This window comes from Robertmurraya phoenicis (genome assembly GCF_047302285.1).
Taxonomy (GTDB): domain Bacteria; phylum Bacillota; class Bacilli; order Bacillales; family Cytobacillaceae; genus Robertmurraya.
In genome coordinates, this window is the sequence record NZ_CP154845.1 from 512,533 (window position 1) to 536,356 (window position 23,824).

The window sequence follows — 23,824 nt, forward strand, 5'->3', positions numbered from 1 at the left end:
AAATGAATCTTCAAGTTCTGGTATCAACTATGCATCAAACTGATCATAGCCTTTTAGAAAAAATGAATATTAAATCAGAAGCAATCATTGTTAATCAGTGTAATACAAATAATTTTGAAGAATTTAAGTACAAGGGGAATAATATAAGAATTATTTCATTAGCAGAGAGAGGCGTCGGTTTAAGCAGAAATACCGCACTTATGCGATCAACAGCAGACATTTGTCTATTTGCTGATGATGATGTGACTTATGTAGATAACTATAAAAATTTGGTCATTGATGCGTTCCAGCAACAGCCCGATGCTGATATGATTGTTTTCAATGTGCCAAGTAGCAATCCTGAAAGAAAATCTAAAAAAATTGCACAACATAGGCGTGTTAGATGGTTCAATTCACTTAAATATGGTACGTATAGAATGGCAATAAAAACTGAATCATTTAAAGAAAAAAATATCTATTTTTCATTATTATTTGGAGGCGGAGCTAAATACAGTTCAGGAGAGGACAGCCTATTCATATTTGAAGCTATTAATAAGGGGTTAAAAGTATATGCAAACCCTTCTTTAATTGGTAAAGTAAGTCAGAAAGAATCTACATGGTTTAGGGGATATACTGATAAGTATTTTTTTGATAAAGGTGCTTTATATGGTTGTCTATCAAAGAAATGGTCAAATCTATTAGCTTTACAATTCGTAATTCGCCATAGAAAAATGTTTGATAAAGAAAAGAATTGGTTGAATGCTTATAAGTTGATGGCCGATGGTATTAAAGCTATTAATAAATAGTTATCCATTTTGATAAGAAGTAGGTGAAAAAAATAAAAACTAGGGACTCCTATATAAGTAAAAGACTGATATACTTTCTTTTTATTGCAGCTCCATTCGGAGTTTCATCTTGGTTTAAAGATATTTTTCCCGTAATACCAACTACGGTTGCAATAATGATAGTAACTTTTTTATATTTTCTCCTTTATTTTTTGAAAAAAAAGAAGTTAACTTTAACTACATTTGAAAAAAATACAGTATTACTATTTATAATACCGATATACCTTTCTATTATTGGTGTAGCTTACGTACTGTTGACACAGAACGATTCTAATTATTTGAAATATGTAATGGGAAATATCCCAGGAAGAATATTTTTAGTAATTTTAAATATTACGATATTAACCGGTCTCTTAACAATGTGTATCAAATGGTCTGAAAAAGAAGTTAATAACTTAATTAAATATTACTACTATGGCTTATTAATATTTGCTATTTTTGGGGTTTGGCAATTTTTTCATTTCCTAATAGGGATACCATATATCAATATTGAGACTCGTGACTTTATTCATAGTGTCCATGGGACGGGTTTCTTTATAAATAATCGCCTCACTTCTTTTGCAAATGAGCCTAGTTTCCTAGCTCCTTTGGTAATAGATTTATTAATTATTTCATTCATAGTTAGTAAGCGTCCTAAGATTATAATGCTGATTAGTTTATTTGTCTTAATATTTTCGTATTCAGGAGGAGGATACTTAAATTTATTAATAATTCTTCCAGTATTTGTTTTGGGCTATATGAAATATAAAGGTTATAAGTTTAAAAGAAAGCATTTGGGAACAATCTTTTTAATTTTGATTTTTTTAACCATAGCTGTTTTTAACTATTATGAACAATTGCTAAAATTAACATCTCCTGTTTTTGGAAGATTAGATTCGTTTTTTGATATCAATAATCATGCTCGGATGTACATGATTGTTATGTCGTTTATTTGGTCTTTTGACGGGGGGATCGTTACTGCATTATTCGGTCACGGACCCAGTTCTTATAATTATTTAGAACTAACACAATACCTACCGAATGGAACTCCAGTTCACCCAACATCTAATAACTTATTTGCAGATACGGTATATGAATTAGGATATGTAGGTTTTATTTGTTATGTAGTAATATTTTATAGGTTTATCCGGGAGTCATTAAAGAATATTTATGATAACCAGTATTTTCTTATATCTTTCATACTATCTGTACATCTATCCGTAAGTTCTATATATCGTGCAGATTATATGCAACCAAGATTTTGGATTATTGTATTCATAATACTCATGATGTTAAGAATTGGGAGAAAAAGGTTACAAATTACAAAATAGATTAAGTAATAATTATATAAATCTATTTAATAACTGTAAGTTTAAAAAACCAAATAATAATTAAATGTAATAAAAATTTTGTATTACAATATTGGATTTAAATAGATAGGATGAAAGTATTATGGTAAAAAGACTTGAATTTATGGGTATTCCAGGATCTGGTAAAACAACTCTTTGTAATTTAGTTTATGATGAATTAAAAAAAAGTCAAAAAGTAGAACTCTTTAAAGAACAGTATAAGGATTCTTTAAAAGGGCAAATTAGGAATCAAGGAAACGGTTTGATAGGATACCTAAGATTTGTATTATTAATAAAACTTTTAAGAGGTAGTTATATTCCTGCATCGACATATGGTGAAGAAATAATCAAATATATGGTGGAACATAGTAATATATATACAAATCTATTAAATACGATAGTGACAACTGCAGTCCCCGAGAGAAGAAACTATATATTAAAATACTTACTAATGGATATATATAAATGGGGAGTTGTTAAAAAAGATACTAGTAATCAAAATTTAATTCTTATGGATGAGGGCTTTGTGCATAGGGTTTTAAATATCTACATGTATAGTGAGAATAACAACCTTGACACTATATTAAAAGAATTTTTCTTAACAATAGAGTTTCCAGAGGTAGTTGTAAATGTTAAGTGTGATATTGATAACTCTATTAATAGAATGGAAAAACGTAAACAAGGTATTCCGGTAGGTTATAGAATTTATAAAAGAAACGAATTTAGGAAAGTACTTGTAGACATGGAAGAATTTAATGAACGACTTTTATCCTATTTGAAAAAAGAGGGAGTTAAAATAATTGAAGTACAAAATAGTAATTTATCTGTTGCAAAAAATGAAATAATATCTGCTCTTTATTAATTTATTTTAATTTGCCTTTATAGAAAGAATATCATATTTTTATATTAATTACTCAAACTTCGCAGAGTGAAATCGACAAATAAGCCTTGATATACTTGGGAAGGCTAGCGATCCATTGCTGAAGTTGACTTTTGATTAGTTTTTGTACTCTTTTGTTTGTCTTTTTTAGGGTATCTTCAAGAAGCTCGATTAATTGCTGTAAAGATACAGCCCAATCAAGTTCGTTTACTTCATCGCAAAGTTCATAAAACAGACCACCTAATGTGCGTTGATCTGTGTTGCAACGATTTTGCCACGACAAAACAATGTATCTAGAAAAAACAATTGTTGTATAGCTAATAAGCAAGTCATATGACATGCCTTGGAATTCCTTTTGTAGACGTAAAAGGGACTTGGTCGTCTTAAAGAAGACCTCAATATCCCAACGCATTCCGTAGATTCGAACTACTTCTTGTTCAGAAAGCGTATTGTCGGTGCTGAGAATCGCAAGCCATTCACTCTTTTTATTACGGTTTTGTACAAACACAACCTTTACATCTATTCCATTAGCCATCGTTGTCGAAATGGATCTTAGGATTCCTTTTTTTCCTTGAACTGGTGTGGCAAAAGAATAAAGCTCTTTCAAAGATAATCTGACACCATTAATTAGATATCGTTGCTTTGTATCTTTAACCATTCCGATTACATCAAGGCCAATTTCAACAATTGATTTAATGAGAGGTTGTTGTGTAAACCAAGTGTCCATTAACACATAATCAGCTGGAACGCCAGCTTGAAGGGCTCTTTCAATCATTCCTGGAACTACTGACGGAGCTGTTTCTAAGGCCTCTAGTCGACGCTTATATCCAGTACTGCGTTTATCGATATCTTTAGATATTCCGTTAATTTGTGAGTTCTTCGAACTCAATAATGTAAAATCTAAAGGCATAAAACTAAAGCCATCAGACCAACCCAAAGTAAGCATTCTAAACCCCTTGTAAAAACGTTTAGTTAAGGAAGAATGGTCCATACAGCGAGCTAAAAGCTCCACTTTCTTACTTCGGTTACGGTCAAACATAGAATCATCAATTATTAATGCCTTTGGACGTTTTGTATCCGTAAGGATACTAACTTTTTGAATGGTACTTGCACTAAAAAAAGTTAAGAATCGCCGCCATCCAAAACTAGAGTGGTTCATAAAACGATAAACAGAATCTTTAGCTGGATATTGATCTCCCTTCTTTGATTGAAGAAGGCTGAACCAACTTTTACGATGAAAAATTAGGCAAAATACAAGTTGAAACAAATAGAAAGCTGAAAATCCAAACCTTTTCTTAATACCAGCTTTTCGAAGGTGTTTACCAATTTCTAATTCACCGAAAACTGATTTTAATTCTTTTGGTAGTTGATTATGTTGTTCATTATGCTCTATCATATAGAAGGCACCTCTTCTGTTTGGTAGTGATTTCTGGACAATTTCACTATACCAAAGAATGAGGTGTTTTTTGTATTGTTTGAACTATTGTCAAGGAACATAATGAGATATTGATTAACCAAATAGACTCAAGACTTCCTCCGAATTATTTAGGTGCGAAGTTTGAGTTAATTATGACATAAAAAGGAATACAAAATTCTTTATGGAGGATAAATATGCATGGTAAACCATTAGTAAGTACAATAATCCCAACCTATAAAAGGGCTGAGATGTTACCGAGAGCGATTGAGTCTGTTCTCAATCAAACTTATGCAAATATTGAGGTTATTATTGTTGACGATAACAATCCAAATTCAAGAGATAGAAAAAATGTAGAAGAGATTATGGGGAATTATAAAGAGATTAGTAATGTAATATACATTCAACATGAGGAAAACAAAAATGGCTCGGCTGCACGTAATACAGGTATTAAATATGCAAATGGTATGTATATCTGCTTTCTGGATGATGACAACTACTTTTATCCAGATAAAATTGAGAAACAAGTAAAATACCTATTAAGTCATCCAGAATATAAAGCTGCATATTGTGGGTTAAGGTACCATCATAAAGAGATTCAACCATATAGAGTTGGTGATTTATCGTATGAACAGTTTCTTGGGAATAATATTATAGATACTAATATGATAATAATGGAGAGAACGGTTGCCATAGAAATTGGTGGCTGGGATGAGCGTTTAAAAAGAAATCAAGATGTGTCGTTTATTTTAAGATATTTTAAGGCTGGTTATAGAATAGGGTTAGTAAAAGAGGTTCTGGCATACATTGATTTAGCGGATAGGTCGAATGTAGCTGATCCGAGAAAAAACGAAAAGAATTTCGATGATTTTTTTAAGTATTATTATGACCAAATAAATGAGTGTGAAAATAAAATAAAAAATGCCAAAAAAAATATATATTCATTTAGGTATAGAGGTGTATTATTAAACTACTTAAAAAATAATGATTTAAAGGGTGCTTTAAAACTATATATCAGGATGATGAAAATAGCTCCTTTCATTTTCAATAAGTATTTAATAGCTGGTTTTATTAAAAAAATTCAAGGAAAGCCTTTATATAGAATAGAAAATTAATGTATAGCAATGGAGGACTAAATTATGAAAAAAATTAAAGTTTGTTATTCAGAAACGCAAAACCTTGGAGATTTACTTAATAAGTTAGTAATAGAAGATGTTATAGGATATTCTATTGTACACAGTGATAGTTTAAGATGTCAGTCTACGGGAATAGGAAGTGGGTTGCCCAGGTTTTTTATACCAGAGTCTCAATTGAAAAAGTCTCCAAAATCAATTGCACGTAGGGTTCTTGGAAGAGTAGTACCTCCAGTTCAAATTTGGTCAGCTGGCTTTATTAGGTATTCCAATGATCCAGAGTACTCTTTAAGAAGAGTTAATGTAGCTTCTGTAAGAGGGGAAATTACCAGGAGTAGATTGGAGAAAATTTTAAATAGGAAACTTGATGTCCCTACAGGTGACGGTGGTTTGTTAGCTTCATTATTGCTAAAAAAACAACCTGAGAAAAAGTATCAAGTGGGAATTATTCCACATATGAGGGAAAAGGGTGAAGCTAGAATTATCGAGTTAACAGAAAAATATCAAAGAAGTGTGCTTATTGATATAACCGCGGATCCTCTAGATGTACTGAAAACAATATCACAATGTGAATTTATCCTATCTAGTAGTCTACATGGATTGATTGTTGCTGATAGTTTTGGTATCCCTAATAAGCGATTAGTTTATACAAATAACTTAGTTGGTGATGGATATAAGTTTGATGATTATTACTCATCTTTTAATGTTAAATCTAACTCTGCATCCTATAAAGAAGGTGAATTCCCAACGATTAATAGTATCATTGATGACTATTTAATTTCCAAAAAACAAGTAGAGAAGAAACAAGAAGAAATAATCGCTAGTTTTTCTAGATTTTTATAAGTTCTAATATAGTAATAAAATATTTTTATGCAATTTTAGTAAGTAAACTTGTTAAGTGTATTTTTAATTGATGATAGGGGGGAGGATCTGATTGCATTTAAATCACAACTTAATAGATTGATCACTAATAGCGGATTTAAAAACATAGCAATTCTATCTTCAGGTGTTCTTTTAGCACAATTATTTAATATTATTTCTCAACCAATAATAACAAGGTTATATACTCCAGAAGACTTTGGTATATTGTCATTGATTACATCAATGGTTACAATTTTCACACCTCTTGTGACTTTACAATATCAGATGGGGATCATCTCAGCTAAAACTGATAAGGAAGCTAATGTTGTTTGTGCATTAACATTTTATGTACTATCTATCACAGTTTTAATTATTTCAATTTGTTTAATTATATTTAATATTATTTATCCGACTACATTTGAAGAAACAGGTATATGGATAATAATGGTGGCCCCTTTACTTTTATTTAGTGGATTAGTCAAGATAGTAGAATCTTATAATAATAGATTTGAGCAATATAAGTTGATGTCTAAAATAGCTTTACAACGGTCTATAACATCAAACATATTAAAAATAATTCTAGGTCTATTTAGATTTAACTTTATAGGATTAATAGTCTCCCAATTTGTTGCAACTATATTTGGTATAAGAAGGCAAGCACAAACTATCAATGCTAATCGCAATGACGTTTTCAGTGCAACTTTTTCAGAAATGAAAAGCATCGCTTTAAAGTATAAAGTGCAGCCCCTTTACTCAATGCCTGGACTATTTGTAACAATGGGATCATTTTCTATCCTCCCGATTTTAATAAATTCATTATATAGCGTTGAAGAAACAGGTTATTTTGCATTATCTATGAGTATACTAGCGATACCCTTATCTTTAATAAGCAATAATGTAGGTAAAGTTTTCTTTAGAAAAGCAACTTTAGAAAAGGAGCAAAAAGGAAATTTCTATTCTACGTTTGTCAGTACTTCTTTATTACTTCTTATAATTTCAGCAATAGGATTCACTATTTTATGGTTTATTGCTGAACCAATATTTTCATTAATTTTTGGACAGGAATGGTCAAGAAGTGGGCTATTTGTAAAGGTCATGGTTCCATTATTTGCAATAAGATTTGTTGTAACAGGGTTAATGAATGGTTTCATCATTTCAGGGAAACAGTTATTAAAATTATTAATACAGCTTCTCTTTATTATCGTGGCAATTGTAATATATGCATTTACAAAAGTGAAAAATCTTCCAATAGAAACCTTTTTAGAATTAATAAACAACGGCTATTTTGTATTATATGCCATTTTGTTTTTTGTGTTATTTATAACTAGTAAAAATAGAACAAAAACAAAATAAGATTGAAAGAATAGTTTATCTAATAGGTAATGTGGTGATATTGTAGAAGCCGTTTCTGATATCATTTTTGATATTAACCTTGATAGATTTATAGGATAGAAACTAAAGTTGCGTTATAAAAATAAAGTCTAATATTGTGGGTCCATTTATGTAAACAAATATTGAATTGAAAGTTTGTCGAGGTGATTGTTTTTATGAAAATTACTATTGCTGGAACAGGCTATGTTGGTTTGTCAAATGCAGTTTTACTTGCTCAACATAACGAAGTAATAGCTCTTGATATAATTCAAGAAAAAGTTGATATGATTAATAATAAACGTTCTCCAATTATTGATAATGAAATTGAAGAATACTTAGCCACAAAAGATTTAAATATAAAAGCGACAACAGATAATTACAAGGCATATAAAGATGCAGATTATGTAATTATTTCAACACCAACAAATTATGATCCTGAAAAAAACTATTTTAATACTAGAACGGTTGAAGCGGTTATCGCTAATGTACTATCTATTAATCCAGATGCGGTAATGGTAATCAAATCTACAGTTCCAGTTGGTTATACAGACAAAATAAAAGAAAAATTTGATACTGATAACATTATTTTTTCACCAGAATTTTTACGTGAGGGAAAGGCTTTGTATGATAATTTATATCCGTCACGTATTATTGTTGGTGAACAATCTGATAGGGCCCAAATATTTGCTGAATTATTAGTTCAAGGAGCTACCAAGAAAGATATTCCTGTTTTATTTACAAACTCAACAGAAGCAGAAGCTATTAAACTATTTGCTAATACTTACCTTGCGATGAGAGTCGCGTTTTTTAATGAGCTTGATTCATATGCGGAAGTAAGAGGATTAGATAGTAAGCAAATTATTGATGGTGTGGGTCTGGATCCGCGAATTGGTAATCATTATAATAATCCTTCATTTGGTTATGGTGGATATTGCCTACCTAAAGATACAAAGCAGCTATTAGCTAATTATGAGGATGTTCCCAATAATATAATGACAGCTATTGTTGATGCAAATAGAACAAGAAAAGATCATGTTGCTGAAAGGATTATTAAGAAGAATCCTAGAATTGTTGGTATTTACAGGCTTACTATGAAAATGGACTCGGATAATTTTAGACAATCTGCTATTCAAGGTGTTATGAAGCGTATTAAAGCTAAGGGTATTGAAGTTGTTGTGTATGAACCAGCACTTCATGAGGAAACCTTCTTTAATTCAAGAGTAATTAATGACTTTGAAGAATTCAAGAGGGTATCAGATATAATCGTCGCTAATCGGTTATCTGATAACTTACGCGATGTAGAGGACAAGGTATATACAAGGGATTTGTTTAGTAGAGATTAAAAAATTATCCGCTGGGCCACTGGGGAATGCCCTTGTCAAGTAGACAGTGGAAATAAAAAAGGATTTAAGCGGCTTTAGCTCTATACCAAAGGACTAAGGCCGTTTAATCGTTTTTGGTATCTACCGTGATTTCTAAAATGGATGTACTGATTACCGCCACGAGTTTTTACCGTAAGCGTCAAATAGCGCCCACGTATTTTTACGTGGGCGCTTGTAGTATGCTTTATTTAGATTTATTCGGGATGCGACAGTCTGTAGGAATTGTCTGCGCCCATGGTAGGAGTTGATCAATTGCTTCTACATCATTTATATCTATTAATGGTAATTGTTCGAATAGATACGTTAGGTAGTTTAGTGGATTTAATTGATTCTCCTTAGCGGTTTCGACAATGCTGTAGATGATGGCGCTAGATGTTGCACCTTTCATTGATTGGGCAAATAACCATGCCTTGCGGCCCATTACGAAAGGTTTTATTGAACGCTCTCCTCGATTATTATCCAATTCAAGTCGTCCATCTTCAAGGAATACAACGAGTTTGGACCATTGATTGATTGTATAGGTAATCGCTTCTCCCAATTTACTTTTTGGGGGAACTTGCGGGCGCTTTGTTTTAAGCCATGTCAAAAAAGCGTCTAACACGGGTTTACTGTGCTCAAGACGGTATTCTTTACGCTGTTCAGGGGTACAATTTTCAAATTTTCCATTGACCTGTTTTTCAATTCTAAATAATTGATTACAGAATTGAAGACCCTCTGCAGCGGTTGTTTCTTTTTTATCGATATTGGCTGGTAATGATTTGAGAGCCTCATCGAATTTTCTCCGCGAATGCGCCCAACAGCCCACCAACCGAACGTCCTTTATGTCATTATATCCCGCATATCCATCGACATTATTCTGATATCAAAATAATGTCGATTATGCCGATAAAAAAATTATCCCGATTATTTTAGATGCAGAAGCGTTAGCCAATATAAATTAAGCACTTGTTCCTGCATCACTTTGATTTTTATCGGAATAATTACTCAGTCAACCCATACAGCTTTTTTATTATGTCTTCATCATTTTCAAATTTGAAGGGTTCTTCATTGAAAACAGAATTATTTGAATCAATCACCTTTTCTATAGCTTTCTGTTTCATGGTTATATCTGCATTTGCATATATCAATGTCGTTTCTAATTGTGCATGGCCAAGCCATTCGCTAACCAACGGTAATGGCATGCCGGCTTGATACAGATGCATGGCTCGCGCATGTCGAAAAAGATGTGGATGCAGAGCTGGAAGGTTAGGATTTATAGTTTTAGCTGACATTTCATACTTTTTAATAAAACGGGCAACATTATCATTCGACATTCGATTAACGATTCCTTTTCTTACTGTATAGAATAAATATTTTGCTTTATCCGGGTATGGATGGAACAAAACAACATACTTATTAAATAAGTCTAATACTTCTCTAGAAATCGGCGTTGCACGAAACTTATTCCCTTTTCCAATTATATGAATCGAGCCTTCGCCTTTTGAATTTATATGAAAGTCTTTTAGGCGAAGATTCAGAACCTCACTATTCCTGCATCCTGTATCATAAAGCAAAGATAAATAAAACTGATCTCGTAATCCCGTTTTACTTTCACCATTTGGTTGCTTTAGTATAAGACGGATATCATCGAGAGTCAGAATAATATCCAGTGCTCTGTCTGGAACAGGTGTCTTTTTTATTTTTTGTATTTTAGAATAGTTATCGACTAGCTCCATGTTTTCCTCAGCCAAATATCCATAGAATGTTCTTATACATGAAAGTCGTTGGTTTCTAGTTGAAAAACTACAATGTCTTTCATCAACCAACCAATCTAGAAATTCTTTTACAGCTAATGGTGAAAAATCTTCAGTAGTTACCAAATGAAGAGATAATTTCCTCTTCGATTTTAGAAATTGAAAGAATAGATTAAGTGTATCTCGATATGATTTGATAGTATTGATGCTTTTAGCTCGAATTTCGGGTAAATAGACTTTTAAAAAGGTTTTAATTGATAGAAATAGTTTAGGGTCTTTTACATTTTTCATTTTGTCGCCTCCGGATAAATATCGGAAAAATCTTCCCATCTAATTCCGGAATTATGAATCAGTCTTTCGGGGAGAAGGTGAATATAATATAAGGTATAATTAAATGCTGAATGCCCCATATAGGCACTTAGATAAGGGAGTAACGCCATAATATCCTTCTTTGCCTCTAACCATTTAATAATAGTACGAGTAGCGAAATTATGCCTAAAATCATATGGTCTTAGTTTATCGGTACCAAAATCAAGGTTACTATTACGTAAGCAAATTTTAAATTGGTTTGTCATCCAATGTGTTGTATAAGGTCCTCCTTCAGGCCTCTGGAAGAAGAATTCTCGATTTCCCATAACGTCATCATATTTGCGGGATAATACTAAAAGGTCATCTGACATATAAATATGCCTGTCCTTACACCGTTTTGACTGTCTAATATAAATCTCTCCAGTATCGAGAGATACGTCTGTGTGTTTTAAATTTAATGGTTCATTTGGTCGCATACCGCAACAATACATCATTCGGAATAGAACAGGAACAGTGAATTCCCGTTGCGGAGATTCCCAGTAAGGAGATATTTTGTCTATTGTATGGAACAATATGGACAACTCATGATCCGTGAAAAGATATGGCTTATAGGGCTGCGCAGGTAAGTTGTAGTCAGAGTTTAGTATAAACGTCTGCCTACCAATAGTTGCTTGATATTCTGTAAAGTGACGTAATGCAATAACACGTCTATTCCTAGTATTTATACTTTCTCTAGGGCGAAGTCGAATCCACTCTATAACCATTTCCTTTGTTATATAGGATGAATCCCCATAATGCTCTGCGCAGAAATGAATAAATTGTTTCAGATACACTTCATATGATTTTTTATTAAAACCTAGTGCTTCTTTAATATCCAACATATCTTGGAGGTCGTTTAATAGGATTTCATTTAAGTTCATACAAACACACCTCCTGACATTGGAATATCCTCAAATGACATTGCGCAGGCGCTCATCTGCTTTTGATTAAAAGATAAATAAGGTTTTGAAGAGTTCATATCTGAGTGTCCAAGTATTTGAGAAATCGTATGGATCGCTACTTCTTTTTCTGCTAACCACGTTCCGATGGAACGCCTCAAGCTATGGAAAGACCGAAGGTGTTTCTTAGGTATTCCTACACTTAAGCAATAGCGTTCAATAATGCCATCTAAGGCAGCGGTATTAATAAAACCTTGGAATGGTGCTATATTTCTAACAAAGACATTCTGTTCAGTTGTTTTAGGTCTTGCCTTTAAAATATAGTCTGCTATTGCATTGCATACACAACCTTTTAGAGGTAATTTTAATGGTTTACTTGTTTTACTTTGGAAAATATTTATGGAATTTTCGTACCAATCGATATCTTGGAGTTTTAATTTTCGTACATCAATACCTCTCAACCCAGTGTTAAGTACTAACATGATAATAGCGTAGTCTCTCTTTCCAATAGCTGTACTTCGATCTATCGCTTGAATGATTCGTTCAATTTCCTCATGACTGTATGCTGACACAAGAATTTGTTTTTTACTTTTTATATGGTAATAATCTAGATTTATTGGATTACTTATTACATCATTGTTATCGAGGTACTCGATCAATAATTTAAGTGAGTATAGAATGTAATACATGCTACCTGAATTCGATTCTCGTACTGATAAGATAAAGTCTTTCACAGTTTGTGAAGATAACTGTTCGAAGGAATCGATACCTTTTTCCTCCAAAAAACAACAGAACTTTCTGAGAACGCAATTAATTTTATATTGGAATTCAGTTTTTAAATCTGATCTAGATAAGGCAGCCTCGATATAATCTGTATAATAAATATTTGGTCTGAATTTACGAGTATTTGAATATACTTTCCATTTGATAGAACCTGTTTCTGCATATTCCTCTATAAGGTATGCACCACGCTTGAGAGCATTATAATAGCGCAGAGTGATTTTCTTGCTTTTAAAATCATTCATCTTTTGATTAAGAAATTCTTCAATTAATTGTTTTGAATAATAGATTTCGTTATTATCTTCAAAAAATAATAAAAGCCGTTTTAAATAACGACCATAAATTTCTCTAGTTGAATCCTTTAAGCCAAATTTTTCAATTTCTAGCAATACACATTCAACTAAGGAATTAATGCTTTGCGAATTCATAGTGACCACCCTTTATATTGTGATTGTTAATATAAGTAGCTTTATCACAATATAAAATAATATCCCGATATTATTAAAAAAAATCACAACATTTATGTGACTTTGTTTTAATAATCGGGATAATTTTTTTATCGGCATAATCGACATGAAGGTATCCTTTAAACCCTCGTAAAAAGGCTTTCGGATGTTTACTATGACGAGTAGATTGATAATCATATAGGATGATTGGCGGAACATCGCGGCCTGATCGATACATCCACATATAGGACTTAGAATCCGCCTTACGTCCAGGTTCTGCTAGGACTTGAAGCGTGGTTTCGTCCGCATGAAGGCGATCATTCAGGATTAACAGCTCATGCATACGATTGTATAAAGTGGAAAGCCACTTTGTTGCACCATAGATCATCCAGTTGGCTAGGGTTTGACGTGATAAATACACGCCTAGACGCTCCAACTGTTTTTCTTGTCGGTAAAGGGGCATGCCTTCCACATATTTTTGATTCATAATATAGGCCATTGAAGAAGCGGATGCCAAACTTTTTGGATAGACAGGTGCTGGCATTTTAGCTTTCACAATTGGTGTTTCAATCGCTTCCCGTTCACACTGTCGACAGCCATAGATATGTTGAACATGCTCTACCACTGTTACTTGTGCAGGGATTACTTTTATTTCTCGACGAGTTTCGCTACTTATTTCATGAACATTTCCACCGCAGCACAAACAAACCTGCTCTTCTTCGGATAAACGATAGTGGATAGTCTCCGTAGGCAGATTTTCAAGCTTTGTATCTCGCTGACCTACATACTTCTTTCTATTGTAAGAAATTGTTTCAAGTGTAGGTTCTTCTACTTTTAAATCCGCTGTTATTTCCGCTTCATTAAAGAGAGAGAGTTTGAGTTGATCCGGATTTGTTTTTTCACTTGAAGTCCCGAATTTGTGTTGTTGGCTCAGTCGGAATTGTTCTTCCAACCAATTGATTTTAGCCTGTAAGACTTCGTTTTGTTTTTCCAGTTCCGCATTCCTCGCTGTTAGTTCTTCAATTGTAGATGAGTTAAGGGCGCTTTTTTCCATGTTTAAGGAATTCGACAAGAGGTGCCAAATTCCTTTTTCAAATGATGATTTGTGCAGAAACTTTTTGATGTGCTTGTCTTTGTTCTAAAGGTAGCCCATCAAGGAGCCAGTTTAACTGACGAGGACTTATGCATAAGGGCGAGGATGTTTGTTCGTCAGGCCATTGAAAAATTCCTTTTTCGAGGCGACGATAATAAAGCCAAAACCCATTATGATCCCAATGTAGAATTTTTAACTTATCACGATTGCGATTACAAAACACAAATAAGTTTGAAGAGAATGGATCTAATTGAAAACTCATTTGAACAATTGCTGCCAATCCATCAATCGATTTACGAAGGTCCGTTGAACCTGTAGCTAAGTAAACGCGATCAATAGGAGTCTTACTTAACATGGTTTTGAAGAATTTGAAACACTTCAGTAAAAAGTGTCGGATTGAAACCTTCATTAATTTCGATGGAAGCATCCCCGATTTTTACAGTCAGATGTGATGTAAGTCCTTCGAAAATGATGGAATTGGAGGGATTGACGGAAACCCATTGTGTTGAAGGAGGCGCAACGTCAGTTGCTTCCAGCTCCAATCTCCTCATCCATTTGTACATACTTTGTAAACCTATTTGATTTTGGTTACACCAAGTTTTCACACTTGGCTCACCACTAATTTTGTAGGCTTCAATGCGTTGTCGCCACATTTGTTTTCGTTCATCTTTTGACACTAAAAAACCTCCTAACAATTCGTGTACTGTGATTATCACAAAACCAGGAAATTATTAGAAGGTGTGGGTTATTTGGCGCTTACTTTTCTACAGAGTAAGATCTTTTGGACATAAATAAATACTCCCCCCATAAGCAGTCAGATCTTTATTTTTTTATCTGTCTACCTAAAGGGAAGTATATTCGGTGGTAAATTTTAATAAATCATTTAATGAAGTTATTTTCAAGTTTATCTAAGTATATATGGATATTTTTCTTATTTAATAATATCCCGAAGTCATTAGGAATATTCCGATCTGGATAATTTGTAATCTTATGGGCTATTAATGTTCCAACTTTTGGATGGTAATGGTGACCATCATAATAGTTTGAGATGTTTTCTGTTACTGAGTTTATATACATGAAATGATAGACTTCTCCAAAAACACTTACAATATCTTTTAACCATCTTTTATAATCATTTAATCTCCCTTCTTCAATTAAAGTATTATATAAAGATGCTGAGACAGGAGTAGTAAATACAATAAAATTTGTGTTTGAATTTTTTATTTTTAATTCTTGCAATATATCAATATAGTTATTATTGTATGAATAATTTTTCCCATACACATTTTGTTTGTACCTTTCCACTGTTTTCTCTATACTTTTCTCTGTATCATTATTACTTTCTGGGTTTTCATTTGCTACATTTTCACGTGTATAGTACCTAAGAAAAGATGGATTATATTCATTTTTATATGATGCGAAAAAGTTCATTATTGAATATTTCAAAGTATCAATAGATAATAATGTTTTATACCGATAAAGGAATTCATTTGTTTTGTTAAAGTATATTGAAGGGTCTTCGGGGATCCGACTTTTACTTGTTGCAAAAAAGTCTAACCCAATAATGATTGTTTTAAACTCACTGCCATTTTCTTTTTTTGCATAATCAATGAATTCATTATATTCTTGGACAGACATGCTACTTACAGCATAGTTATATACTTTATATCCCTCAAAATCATTTTGGTTTATATAAGTTGTTCTACTGCTCCCCAATAATAAACTATCATAGCTGAACTTATGAAAATTTATATAATTTGTTTTTTGTTGTCTTTCATTAAATGCATTTTGATAATCATTGAATTTATGTGAATGATTGAAAGACCACAGCGGGTCTATAAAGTAATTAAAAACTCCAATAAATAGTAGAATAGAAATAGTAGGTAAAGTTGTTTTAAAAAACCATTTTTTATACATAATTCACCGCCTAAAAGTTAAAGTATAAAAACTCTGAAATTTTATTCAACTGCAATAAAGAATAAACTAATATAAATACAATTACTATTGAAGAACTAAACGTTGGACGAAAATTCTCTGTAAGTTGAATTGAGTTTTTCATAAAAACTGATATAAAAAAAGCGATAAATATAGCCAAAATAGATTTCATAGTTTCCATGTTTCCTAGAAAGAAATCTGAAAAGATAATTCCGTAATCACTCAAGAATGTTAAGGAATTACTAAAGAATTGTGGGATACTATATCCATTAAACCCCAACATTCCTTTTAAAACCTTTAGAGCGTCTTCCCAAGTAGTTGCTCTAAAGAAGACCCAGGCAACATTTACAAAGTTAAAGGTAATAAACCAAGCTAGTAATTTATTTAATTTAAAGCCTGCCTTTTTCCAATAGCGATTAACAACAGAAGCTATACCATGTAAGAATCCCCAAAAGATAAATGTCCAACCAGCCCCATGCCAAAATCCACTAATCAAAAAGATAATTAGAATATTAAAGTACGTTCTTACTTCACCTTTTCTACTTCCTCCAAGAGGTATATAGATATATTGCGTTAAGAAACGACTAAGAGTTATATGCCACCTTCTCCAGAAATCTTGAATATCAAGTGCTTTGTATGGAGAATTAAAGTTCATGGGTAATACAATATTAAAAAGTAATGCAGCACCTATCGCCATATCTGTATAACCACTAAAATCAAAATACAATTGAAATGTAAAGGATAAGGAGGTAATCCATCCTTCAAAAAATGTTAAGGAGTCTGCTTTATCAAATCCTTGTGTAGCCCAAATAGCAAAGGTATCTGCAATTGCTACCTTTTTAAATAAACCAATAGAGAATATAAAAATTCCTAGTGAAATATTTTTATAGTTTATAACTTTACTACGTAGTTTTGCTAACTGTGGAATCATTTCTTTATGATGTACAATTGGTCCTGCTATTAACTGCGGGAAAAAGGTAACGAAGAAAGCATAGTTTAGAAAATCATACTCTTTTGTTTCTTTTCTATATGCATCAACTAGGTAAGCAATCTGTTGGAAAGAGAAGAAACTAATTGCTAACGGTAGTGCTAATTTTAAGAGAGCTATATTGGAAGTAAATAATGCATTAATATTGGATATGAAAAAATCGGAGTATTTGAAATACCCAAGTAAACCAGCATTAAATACAATTCCTAAAACTAAAACAGCTTTTCTACTAACCCTTGTTTGATCCTTACTTAATGCGGAACCTACTGCATAGTTAAAAAAAAGTGATGTAAGTATTAATGGTAGATAGGCAATATTCCACCAACTATAAAAAAATAATGAACTAAAGACGAGCCAAGTCTTGGATACTATAATTAATCGCTTCTTATTAAGATAAAAATAAACTAAAAATACTATTGGTAAAAAAACGAAAATAAATTCAAATGAATTAAAAAGCATAAGGAATTTCTCCATTTCTCGACATTTTTTTCATTGTTTAAGTGTATTGCTAAACATAAAAAATGTAAATACATTAACAGAAGTTACCTTAAAAGTGACTAAAGAATCGAATGAATTTGAGGTGACACTTTTCCACAACACCTTTAAGCAAGGCATTATTTACACAGAGTAGATGGTTGATTTTATATTTAAATGTGGGGTAAAAAGGAATTCTGCGCGAGAGAACGAAAGACACCAAAAAAGAAATAAACACAATTTAAACGAATAAACATAACTTCTTTTAACCTAGAAAAAGAACTTGGAAGTTCTCGGGATGTGAGTGATAGAAATTCAAAAAAGGGGTGTATCCGACGGATTCGTTCAAGGCAAGGGGATGAAGTCCATTAATTGGAAACTATGAAGTGAAGGTTGCGGCTTTTTTCGGGTGAGTACGAATACAGAAAAGCAACTACACTCGCTAGAAAACCAAGTGTAACATTGTACACCTCTTATTCGAAGTAAACCAAACTGGAAATGCATTGGTGTGTATTTTGATAACGGCACGATTGGTAGGAATGCCAAGAAGCAGAAAGATTTACAACGCCTTATCCTACACTGCCACGAAGGACGTGTAGTTTTTTATGTTATCCAAAAATGTGTCTCGCTTCAATCGGTATGCTGAGCATCTTTCACGATTGTATAAGAGCTAATAGCGAACCAATCTAAACTGGTGACGTGCCAGTCACTTATGCTTCTACCCGAAGAATTGCAAAACACTGTGGGCTTTAAACAAGAAGCCCCAGGACTGCAGAAAGTTTGCGGAGTGGTACATGGAATAATATAAATGGAGATAAAGCAAGTGACTTTTGTGTATACCACGCTCGGTTATTTGATTAGCACGTTATTTGTAAGTTATTAACGAATTATAATTATGATACAGGAGTGCACAAGGTTGTAAAGCACTAGTTGTAGAATCATATGCAATAAAGAACTGTTTGTATAGGAGCCTTTTCACATCGACATAGAAATGATAAAATGAACTAGTTGTCCTGCAACTAATCTAGGTTTGGAGTTCTGACATGATCAATCATCAACGATTTAATAGAATAGAAAAAAATAATAGATTAATAAGTATATGTATTGCAGTATTGTTTCTATTGCTGTTCTTTAATGTGTTCGCTTTAACTTCTATTCAACCTTTTATTGAACTTGCTAGAACAGCGGATAATATCACTCTGTATTTTACATTTTTTGTGTTTACTTATCTTCTTTTTTACAATAATTTCTACTTGGAGCAAGAATATTTTAATATTTATATTGGGTTTAGTTTGATATCTATTATTTATATTGGTGGTCATATTTATAATCGCAATTTTGAGGAAAATTCTTTATTGACTACCATATTATTAACGTTCATTTACATTATAGCTATGATGAAAATACGTTGGACGAACAATCATATTTTATTATTTGGCTATATTGCTAACCTGATCGTCATCCTATTTTATTTGCATTGGGGCTATTTGGGATTTTTGGATAATCGTTTTATGAGTGTTTTTAACAATTCTAATGTCTTTGGAATGTTTTTATTCTCGCTTTTGTATTTTCAAATTGTCAATATAAGAATTGCTCCTTCTTGGGCTAAAATATACTTTGCTATAGGGGTAGCACTCAGTCTAATTTTAATCTATGTTTCAACGACAAGAACGGTCATGTTAGCACTCGGGATTATTGTCATCTCATGGCTGATTATAAAATTTTCTAAAAAATTCTTTGCCACACTTCTTTATTGGGTCATTGGGGGGAATTTCGCAATTTTATTACTTTATGTCTATGTGGCAAAATCTAAATATGCACCTTTAATAGACCAATGGGTAAGGGAACATACTAACAAACGTTTTTTCTCTGGAAGAGAGAATATTTGGGGAGATGTGATCAATTTTGGATTAGAAGCCCCTTTTTTGGGACATAAAGTAGGAATCTCTATTAATGAGTACATGGATTCTCCTTATAATCACACTCATAATCAATATCTACAAATATTCGTGGAAAGTGGTTTTCTGGGTTTAGCTTCCTTCCTTTTGATCTTATTTTTCATCTGGAAGTACTATATGAATCATTTAGATTTACATTTGGTGCAATGGTCTGCTTGTTTTTTTCTTGGGATCCTCGTGTTTGAGAATTTCGAACTTTCCTTATTCATTACCCATCCATCTATTGGATTTATCCAATGGTTTATTATTGCAATTGGAGTGAGCAAATCGATCAATCAAACATAGCTTTCAATGACTAATCGTTTATTACCTTCAAAGTTTAAGGATCTTAATAAATTTGAATATTTTTCTAAAACGAATTAAAATATACTAGAGGAAACATTTAGGAGGATATTATGACTACCAAAGTGAAAAAGGCTATCATTCCTGCTGCGGGATTAGGAACTAGATTCTTACCTGCTACAAAAGCGATGCCGAAAGAAATGCTCCCAATAGTAGATAAACCAACTATTCAGTATATAGTTGAGGAAGCGATTGAATCTGGAATTGAAGATATTATTATTGTTACTGGAAAAGGCAAAAGATCGATTGAAGATCATTTTGATTTTGCTTATGAACTTGAAGAAAATTTACTTAAAAAAGAGAAATTTGATTTGTTAGAGAGTGTTCGTCAGCCATCAAAGGTTGAAATTCATTATATTAGACAAAAGGAGCCAAAAGGGCTCGGACATGCTGTATATTGTGCGAGAAAATTCATAGGAAATGAACCCTTTGCTGTATTATTAGGTGATGATATTGTTCAAGCAGAAACTCCATGTTTAAAGCAATTGATTAATTTATACGATCAAGTTCAATCTTCAGTAATTGGGGTACAGCAGGTTCCACAAAATGAAACACACCGATACGGGATCATTGACCCATTGTCTCAGGACGGGAGATTATATGAAGTGAAGAATTTTGTTGAGAAGCCGTTAGCAGGGACGGCACCTTCAAATGTTGCGATAATGGGAAGGTATTTATTAACTCCTGAAATCTTTGAATTACTTGAACATCAAGAAACAGGTTCTGGAGGTGAGATTCAGCTTACCGATGCTATCCAGAAACTTAATGAATCTCAAAAGGTTTATGCATATGACTTTGAGGGTACAAGGTATGATGTAGGTGAGAAATTCGGTTTTATTAAGACGACAATTGAAATGGCTCTTAAAAGAGAAGAGCTGCATGATGAACTAGCATCTTATTTAAAAGAACTAGTTGAACAGAAGCTTGATGTTAATATAAGAAGATAACCTTGAGTGAAGAAAGAACTGCTAAATAATATGGCGGTTCTTTTTTGTGAAATAATTTAGTGTATAGGACTTACGTTGGTTAGGTGTTAAACCTGTTCTATGCTATAATCTTTCAATATGAAATGGAATATTGGATTCATTCTTATCAGGAGGCATGTTTATGTCGGATGTTAAAGTAACAATTGCAATCCCTGTTTATAATGCTGCTGGTTTTATTGAAGACTGTTTAGACAGTATTCTAAAGCAAACCATGCAACAGGAGAATATAGAAATCATTTTAGTAAATGATGGTTCGAAGGATAATAGTAAGGAAATACTAGACCGTTATGCTTTAGAAAATCCTAATGTTAGAGTGTTTCATCAAGAGAATTCAGGTGGTCCAGGAAAGCCGAGAAATGTGGCAATTGAAAATGCAAAAGGAGAATACATATTCTTTGTTGATGCAGATGATTATTTAGGTGTGGAAGCTCTAGAAAGAATGTATAAGATGGGCAAAGAAAATGGAACTGATGTCATACTGGGAAAGCTGGTTGGAGTAGGCGGCCGTGGGGTTGCGAAATCGATGTTTCAATTTAACCAGCCAAAGACAGATATTTTTTCTTCCAATATTGTCTATACTCTTAGTCCGCAGAAAATGATCAAACGAGAATTGATGATAAAGAACTCAATTCGCTTTCCTGAGGGCGCAGCTACCGCTGAAGATCAACCCTTTATGTTAAAGGTTTATATTTTGGCTGATGGAATTTCAGTAGTAGCCGATTATCCATGTTATTATTTAGCACACCATGAGAATAATGAACATGCATCTACGATGGGGGTTGCTCCAAAGAAATTCTATGAAGTGATTGGTGAGGCAATTGAAGTTATTAAGACTTATGTAAATGATCAGGAGAAGAAAGAACAACTCCTTGTTACCTATTTTAAAAGACATTTTGATTTCAGTCGTACTAAATCATTTATGACAACGAATGTATCGCTAGAGACAAAATTGGAATGGCAAACAGAACTCCAAGAATTTTTAGATGACCATTTGGATATTTATATTGAAAATCAACTTCCTCCAAAAATGAGAGTGTTCTTATTTCTTGTCAGAAATGCAGGAATTGAAGAACTTATAAGATGGAGAAGTATAGAAAAATCTCTAGTAGGAAAAGTGGAGGATGGACGAATAAAAATCGACGCTTCGATAATTGAAGGTACCAGCATCCCAGAAGATTTGCTTGATTTCACGGAGGAAAACAAAATTCAATATATAGTGCAATCAATTGATTGGGATGGTAAATTTATCTGTTTAAAGGGATATTTATATCACTCTTTAATTACCTCGGAACATCAACAAATAATTGCAATATGGAAAAATAGAAAGACTTCAGAAGAATTGTCAGAAGAAGTTAATTGCTTCGATTTGGAACAGAGTACTTTGAAGCAGTTCTCCGTTCCTACTCATGCTACAATTAATAGTGGATATGAAATGAAATGGAATACTGAGAACTTATTAGAAAGCAATGATAGTTTCGGTCCTTGGGATTTATTTTTTGAGTTAAATACAAATGGTTATAAAAAAAGGGTGCGGATTGGAAGTAAGAGAAGAGATACTGTCCCTAATACCTTTAAATTTGCATTAATAGGCGATGGGGATACTCCGGTAAGACCGTACTATACTGCTAATTACCATAACTTGAGTATTGATTTAGGAGAAACAGTCAATACATTTGCCGATATTGAACTTAAAACTGCTTATTGGGAATCAGATCATGAGCTTATTTTTACTAGTATGGTGGATCTAGATCGATTATTATTGGATAAAGCAGTTTCTCCGGAATTCAAGTTAGTAATTAAGGAAAGAGATAAAGAGAGAAAATTTATATATGATTTAACAACTTCTCAAAGCGAAGAACGGAAATATGTCGTTGAGAAAATGTTAGACTTGAATACGTGTGCAGAGGGGATGAGGATTCCAAAAGGAACCTGGGACTTTTCGATTCAAATCTTAATCGGAAACTATGATCGAACAATCCGATTCGGTTATAAAAAGACGGATGCTTCTAAAAAAATAGTTAAGACTCTTTCTTTTAAAGATAGCCCAATTCAGGTTAAAGGTTACTTTACCAAGCCCTATGGAAATCTTTCTTTAATAGTAAGTGAAGAACCAGAAAAAAAGAGTGAAGAAGAGGAAGTAGTGCAAAAGAAAGTTAGTTTACTTTCGAAAATAAAAAGAAAATTGAAGCAATATTTAAAATAAAGAAGGGAGCTATTCAAACCCCAGTAAAAGGATTTGAATAGCTCTAGCTCTCTAATCTATTCCTTATGAAATAGATTATTTTATTTTTGAGAATTTTCCATTGCCTTAACCATCCACTTGTTCAATTGATTTTCCATCCATTCAATGTCTTTCTCCATTTGCGTAAGTTTTTTCCTGAGGAGTTTGTTTTCTTCATTTAGGCTTGATAGTAGGTTATACGTCCTCAGTCCTAGTTCATCTGTGAATAACGATGATTGCATCTTGCCTACTTCTTCAATCAATAATCTTAGTTCCTCAATTTCTTTCGAATAATTTGTCACTGAATACACCACTCAATAAATCAATTTATATATTGATATGTTTATGAGGTGTAATTGATGTATCCCACATCAAAAAGAAAATTTTTTATTTTTGAATTGAGGGTAGTTGTTTACAGAATTCCCTTA

General features: G+C 32.6%; 19 protein-coding genes and 2 pseudogenes. 10 read left to right on the top strand and 11 right to left on the bottom strand.

The genetic code is table 11. From position 1 onward, the window contains the following. Positions 1–2: 2 nt before the first annotated feature. From AA0X71_RS02410 to AA0X71_RS02420, 3 genes are all read left to right on the top strand, one after another. Positions 3–785, top strand: coding sequence for a glycosyltransferase family A protein (locus AA0X71_RS02410; RefSeq protein WP_413358791.1), 783 nt, complete (start codon positions 3–5; stop codon positions 783–785). Positions 786–808: 23 nt separating this feature from the next. Next, positions 809–2,134 (top strand): O-antigen ligase family protein, encoded by a 1,326-nt coding sequence (locus AA0X71_RS02415; protein ID WP_413358793.1) that lies wholly within the window; start codon positions 809–811, stop codon positions 2,132–2,134. Between the two features lie 121 nt (positions 2,135–2,255). Next, a complete protein-coding gene (locus tag AA0X71_RS02420; RefSeq protein WP_413358795.1) occupies positions 2,256–3,014 on the top strand; it encodes a hypothetical protein in 759 nt (252 codons plus the stop codon). A 52-nt stretch (positions 3,015–3,066) separates the two neighbouring features. Here AA0X71_RS02420 and AA0X71_RS02425 read toward each other — a convergent pair whose 3' ends face one another. Continuing rightward, positions 3,067–4,428, bottom strand: a complete 1,362-nt coding sequence (locus tag AA0X71_RS02425) for a transposase (RefSeq protein ID WP_413358797.1) — start codon at positions 4,426–4,428, stop codon at positions 3,067–3,069. Between the two features lie 215 nt (positions 4,429–4,643). Here AA0X71_RS02425 and AA0X71_RS02430 point away from each other — a divergent pair, with 215 nt between their 5' ends. The 4 genes from AA0X71_RS02430 to AA0X71_RS02445 all read left to right on the top strand — a co-directional run bounded on the left by AA0X71_RS02430 (position 4,644) and on the right by AA0X71_RS02445 (position 9,154). Continuing rightward, the gene (locus tag AA0X71_RS02430) at positions 4,644–5,561 is read left to right on the top strand and encodes a glycosyltransferase family 2 protein (RefSeq protein WP_413358799.1); all 918 of its coding nucleotides are present in this window, start codon (positions 4,644–4,646) and stop codon (positions 5,559–5,561) included. A 24-nt stretch (positions 5,562–5,585) separates the two neighbouring features. Further along, positions 5,586–6,422, top strand: coding sequence for a polysaccharide pyruvyl transferase family protein (locus AA0X71_RS02435; protein ID WP_413358801.1), 837 nt, complete (start codon positions 5,586–5,588; stop codon positions 6,420–6,422). Positions 6,423–6,470: 48 nt separating this feature from the next. Continuing rightward, on the top strand, positions 6,471–7,793 hold the full coding sequence (locus AA0X71_RS02440) for a lipopolysaccharide biosynthesis protein (protein WP_413358804.1): 1,323 nt from the start codon (positions 6,471–6,473) through the stop codon (positions 7,791–7,793). 194 nt (positions 7,794–7,987) lie between these two features. Next, positions 7,988–9,154 (top strand): nucleotide sugar dehydrogenase, encoded by a 1,167-nt coding sequence (locus AA0X71_RS02445; RefSeq protein ID WP_413358806.1) that lies wholly within the window; start codon positions 7,988–7,990, stop codon positions 9,152–9,154. A 223-nt stretch (positions 9,155–9,377) separates the two neighbouring features. Here AA0X71_RS02445 and tnpC (AA0X71_RS02450) read toward each other — a convergent pair. The 9 genes and pseudogenes from tnpC (AA0X71_RS02450) to AA0X71_RS02490 form a co-directional block, all read right to left on the bottom strand. Continuing rightward, positions 9,378–10,046: pseudogene (tnpC, locus tag AA0X71_RS02450) on the bottom strand (IS66 family transposase); the annotation flags it as partial. Between the two features lie 127 nt (positions 10,047–10,173). Continuing rightward, the gene (locus AA0X71_RS02455; RefSeq protein WP_413356853.1) at positions 10,174–11,217 is read right to left on the bottom strand and encodes a tyrosine-type recombinase/integrase; all 1,044 of its coding nucleotides are present in this window, start codon (positions 11,215–11,217) and stop codon (positions 10,174–10,176) included. Beyond that, positions 11,214–12,155 (bottom strand): tyrosine-type recombinase/integrase, encoded by a 942-nt coding sequence (locus AA0X71_RS02460; RefSeq protein ID WP_413356854.1) that lies wholly within the window; start codon positions 12,153–12,155, stop codon positions 11,214–11,216. The genes AA0X71_RS02455 and AA0X71_RS02460 overlap by 4 nt, the downstream gene beginning before the upstream one ends. After that, a complete protein-coding gene (locus AA0X71_RS02465) occupies positions 12,152–13,381 on the bottom strand; it encodes a site-specific integrase (protein ID WP_413356855.1) in 1,230 nt (409 codons plus the stop codon). The genes AA0X71_RS02460 and AA0X71_RS02465 overlap by 4 nt, the downstream gene beginning before the upstream one ends. A gap of 139 nt (positions 13,382–13,520) precedes the next feature. Then, positions 13,521–14,453, bottom strand: a pseudogene (gene tnpC / locus AA0X71_RS02470) (IS66 family transposase); the annotation flags it as partial. Between the two features lie 37 nt (positions 14,454–14,490). Further along, positions 14,491–14,847 carry an IS66 family insertion sequence element accessory protein TnpB gene (gene tnpB / locus AA0X71_RS02475; protein ID WP_019155464.1) on the bottom strand — a complete coding sequence of 119 codons (357 nt, stop codon included), beginning with the start codon at positions 14,845–14,847 and terminating at the stop codon, positions 14,491–14,493. After that, positions 14,837–15,169: an IS66 family insertion sequence element accessory protein TnpA gene (tnpA, locus tag AA0X71_RS02480; protein WP_413358809.1), complete on the bottom strand. Its 333-nt coding sequence runs from the start codon at positions 15,167–15,169 to the stop codon at positions 14,837–14,839. Before tnpA ends, tnpB begins: the two co-directional genes overlap by 11 nt. 202 nt (positions 15,170–15,371) lie before the next feature. Then, complete coding sequence (locus AA0X71_RS02485; protein ID WP_413358811.1) at positions 15,372–16,409, bottom strand: hypothetical protein; 1,038 nt, start codon at positions 16,407–16,409, stop codon at positions 15,372–15,374. Between the two features lie 10 nt (positions 16,410–16,419). Next, positions 16,420–17,874 carry an MBOAT family O-acyltransferase gene (locus tag AA0X71_RS02490; protein WP_413358813.1) on the bottom strand — a complete coding sequence of 485 codons (1,455 nt, stop codon included), beginning with the start codon at positions 17,872–17,874 and terminating at the stop codon, positions 16,420–16,422. A 1,058-nt stretch (positions 17,875–18,932) separates the two neighbouring features. On the opposite strand from AA0X71_RS02490, the gene AA0X71_RS02495 reads away from it, so the two are divergent. The 3 genes from AA0X71_RS02495 (at position 18,933) to AA0X71_RS02505 (ending at position 23,378) form a co-directional block, all read left to right on the top strand. Next, a complete protein-coding gene (locus AA0X71_RS02495; protein WP_413358815.1) occupies positions 18,933–20,132 on the top strand; it encodes an O-antigen ligase family protein in 1,200 nt (399 codons plus the stop codon). 110 nt (positions 20,133–20,242) lie between these two features. Further along, positions 20,243–21,136 (top strand): UTP--glucose-1-phosphate uridylyltransferase GalU, encoded by an 894-nt coding sequence (galU, locus tag AA0X71_RS02500; protein ID WP_413358817.1) that lies wholly within the window; start codon positions 20,243–20,245, stop codon positions 21,134–21,136. 160 nt (positions 21,137–21,296) lie between these two features. Then, entirely contained in the window at positions 21,297–23,378 is a 2,082-nt protein-coding gene (locus tag AA0X71_RS02505; RefSeq protein ID WP_413358820.1) for a glycosyltransferase, read from the top strand. A gap of 80 nt (positions 23,379–23,458) precedes the next feature. Here AA0X71_RS02505 and AA0X71_RS02510 read toward each other — a convergent pair whose 3' ends face one another. After that, on the bottom strand, positions 23,459–23,698 hold the full coding sequence (locus tag AA0X71_RS02510; RefSeq protein WP_413358822.1) for a hypothetical protein: 240 nt from the start codon (positions 23,696–23,698) through the stop codon (positions 23,459–23,461). Between the last annotated feature and the right edge of the window lie 126 nt (positions 23,699–23,824).